The organism is Enterobacter cloacae complex sp. GF14B (assembly GCF_004136805.1).
GTDB lineage: Bacteria > Pseudomonadota > Gammaproteobacteria > Enterobacterales > Enterobacteriaceae > Enterobacter > Enterobacter hormaechei_C.
Window position 1 is genome coordinate 1 of the sequence record NZ_QFRV01000181.1, and the last position, 2851, is coordinate 2851.

The 2851-nt window shown below is 51.0% G+C and carries 3 protein-coding genes; all 3 read right to left on the reverse strand.

Features of this window, described 5'->3' with window-relative positions; translation table 11 throughout:
* Window positions 1-31 precede the first annotated feature (31 nt).
* Entirely contained in the window at window positions 32-1423 is a 1392-nt protein-coding gene (locus DD606_RS24375; RefSeq protein ID WP_001493761.1) for an ISKra4-like element ISKpn19 family transposase, read from the reverse strand.
* 36 nt (window positions 1424-1459) lie between these two features.
* Window positions 1460-2032: a recombinase family protein gene (locus DD606_RS24380; RefSeq protein ID WP_001493762.1), complete on the reverse strand. Its 573-nt coding sequence runs from the start codon at window positions 2030-2032 to the stop codon at window positions 1460-1462.
* Window positions 2033-2168: 136 nt separating this feature from the next.
* The gene (locus tag DD606_RS24385; RefSeq protein WP_001493763.1) at window positions 2169-2714 is read right to left on the reverse strand and encodes a plasmid pRiA4b ORF-3 family protein; all 546 of its coding nucleotides are present in this window, start codon (window positions 2712-2714) and stop codon (window positions 2169-2171) included.
* Window positions 2715-2851: the final 137 nt, after the last annotated feature.

Genomic DNA, 2851 nt, shown 5'->3' on the forward strand with positions numbered 1-2851 from the left:
GAGAGCATAAAAAATATTGGGGCAGCGTGAGCTATGCTGCCATCGCTGGTCCCTTCCCGTCACTTTGAAAACCCGGATACCAGCAGACAAATTTATCCTGCAGTTCGTTATTCAAAACGGCGGTCCGGGTCTGTAACAAATAATGAGCCCCTTTTCTGCTCCACTGCATCTGCTGCTTTTTGGCCATTCGTCTGGCGATCACTTCATTGATCGTGGATTCCACAAACGCGGTTGATACCGGCTCTCCGTACCGACGCATTTCGCCGTAGTTTGGGATCATCATCTTATTATTCCGGATGTAGGTATACATTTCATCCAGATGTTTTTGCAGGGATTTCAGGCTAGGATAGCTGAGTTCAGGGTCATCGCAATACATAACGCAATTATCAATATGTTCCAGCGCAGCGACAACATTGCCATGCCAGAGATATCGTTTAATGCTTTCCAGCAGTGCCAGAACTTTACTCCCCGCCTCTGGATCTGATACCAGCAGTCCCCGGGCATATTGCATGAGCACCTTCAGCCTCATGGTGATATGAAACCAGTCCAGCACATGCGTTGACTCAGGGTACATACCGAACTGGAGGTCCCTGAGATTATCCGCGCCGTCGGACAGAAAAAATATCTGCTGGTTGGCCTGCATTCCCTGCGCTGAAAGGTGGGTCATGAGCCTGCGTTCCGGATGACAGTCATCCTTCTGAACAAAACCGAAGCGGCGGGTGTCAGCAGGCGCACCAACGGAAAAAGACTTCCCGGCAATAATTTCAAAATTACGCTTTTTGTCATCCCGATCGCGAACATAACCACCATCTATACCCACCACAAGCGGTTTTCCTGGCCTGGGCAGGTTCCCCCAGTCGCGGGGGCAGCCGGAAAGAAAACCTGAATGAGCTTCAGCCTCAGCGTCAAGACGCTGCGCCACCTGGCATAAATGATTCCTCACCGTTGAGGCATTCAGGCTGTGGCCCACCGGCAGAATATCTTTCAGCAGACGAGTCGTCATTTCATAGGAGATCATCGAGGCCCAGCGGGTTTCAATATATTTCAGTGCCGGGTGAGAATAATCGCCGGCCCAGTCGCTGAGCAAACTGACTGTCTTTGTATCACTCTCTTCACAACGGCACCGGTACACCCGAAGCCCGGATACCGGAATAACGCCAAACAGCGTCCGGTACCGTATTTTCTGTTTGCCTTTGATTCTGCGCGCAGCAAGGCAGTGAGGGCACCGGATATGGTGTTGAGTATATTCGTCTGCCTGCAGCTGGACCACCGACTGCTGGACCGTATTCAGCAACAGCTTGGATTCTGACACCGATAATCCGATGTCGTTCCGGGTCTCCCCTGATTTCTGGATTGTCATCAGTTCCTCCGTTCGACTGGAGCCTGATTCATCGGTGATGACTATCTGGAGCGTCAGTTGCATCATTGCCTCCTGCTGTGGTGGATGACTATCTCCCGGCTACTGGTTGTTCATCTGGTGACGAAGCTTATAATATGTGGAAACGCCAAGGCCCGCATGGTCGCAGGCGATCCTGAGCCTGACCCCTCTGCTTCTGAGTGCGTCAATTTCCTGGATCTTTTTGATATCGGCGCCGGGGCGCCCTGTTTTTTCACCCCGTGCTTTTTTCGCGGCGATGCCGTCGGCCTGCCTTTCCTTCAGTAAGGCTCGTTCAAACTGGCTGAATGCCGACATCATGTGCAGCTGCAGTTCCTGCATCGGATTGTTTGTGCCGGCGCTGAACGTCAGCTGCTCTTTCAGAAAAATAAGGGTAACGCCCTGGTCACGAAGCCGGGTGGTGACAGCGCACATATCCGACATATTCCGGCAAAGGCGATCGATGGAATGAACCAGAAGCGTATCACCAGGGCGTAATTGCCCCAGGAGTTCCTGTAACCCCGGGCGGTTTGTGTCCTTCGCGCTGGCATGCTCAACACAAATTTTATCAGGCTGAAAACCCGCCTTTGACAATGCCTCTTCCTGACGGGCCGTATTCTGATCGGCCGAGCTTACCCTGATGTAGGCATATTGCACGCAAAACCTCCGGAAGGTCTTTAAACATCATAGAGATTTAAAGAATAATCCATAAACACTGATTTAGGGAGGTTTATAGACATTTTTTCGGGGATCTGAGAGGCATGCTGAAAACGTATACCTTTATAGACATCAGTCAGCGACGACGGCCCAGCCAGATAACTTCAGGCTCCAGTACCGGAGATGCAAGGTCGAGCCTGCTCAGTTGCCGGTTGATTTTGTGGCGGTTGAACCTGACAGCATCCAGGTCGTCAGCAAAAGGGCGGATCTCGCCGACCGTTGTTTCATCATCCGCATTAACGATAGCTTCAAGAAACGCCAGGGTTTTATCGAACTCATCCGCAGCTGTGGCTCCGGGCATACCATGGCCGCTTATACAAAACGGCGCTTTCAGCGTAGAGTTTTCATAAATGGCCTCAACACGAATGTCATGAAGCCAGTGCTCAAAGAAATTGTATTCATAGGTAAAGCGATCGCCAGCATCAAAAGCAAAATCATCAATCACGACCCGGAACGGATTATCGACAAAACCGATGCCTCCTTCGTAGGAGATACCGTAATCTTTGCCATAAATGTGAAATTGATGGAGATGGTCGTCCCCCCAGCCCTGCACTATCTGGAAAATGAAGTGAAGCGCGGCCAGTGACGTGTCGGCAGCAATTCTCAGCCGACGCCAGACCATCGGACTGACTCCATGAACTGCTATTTTGATGACGTAGATCTTCATAGTCAGCAGGTATTGTTATGAAATGATGGTGGTTATTTTAACCCCTGTAGATGGCATCATTCGATGGCTGCCCCGAGGTTTTTCATGCTCTC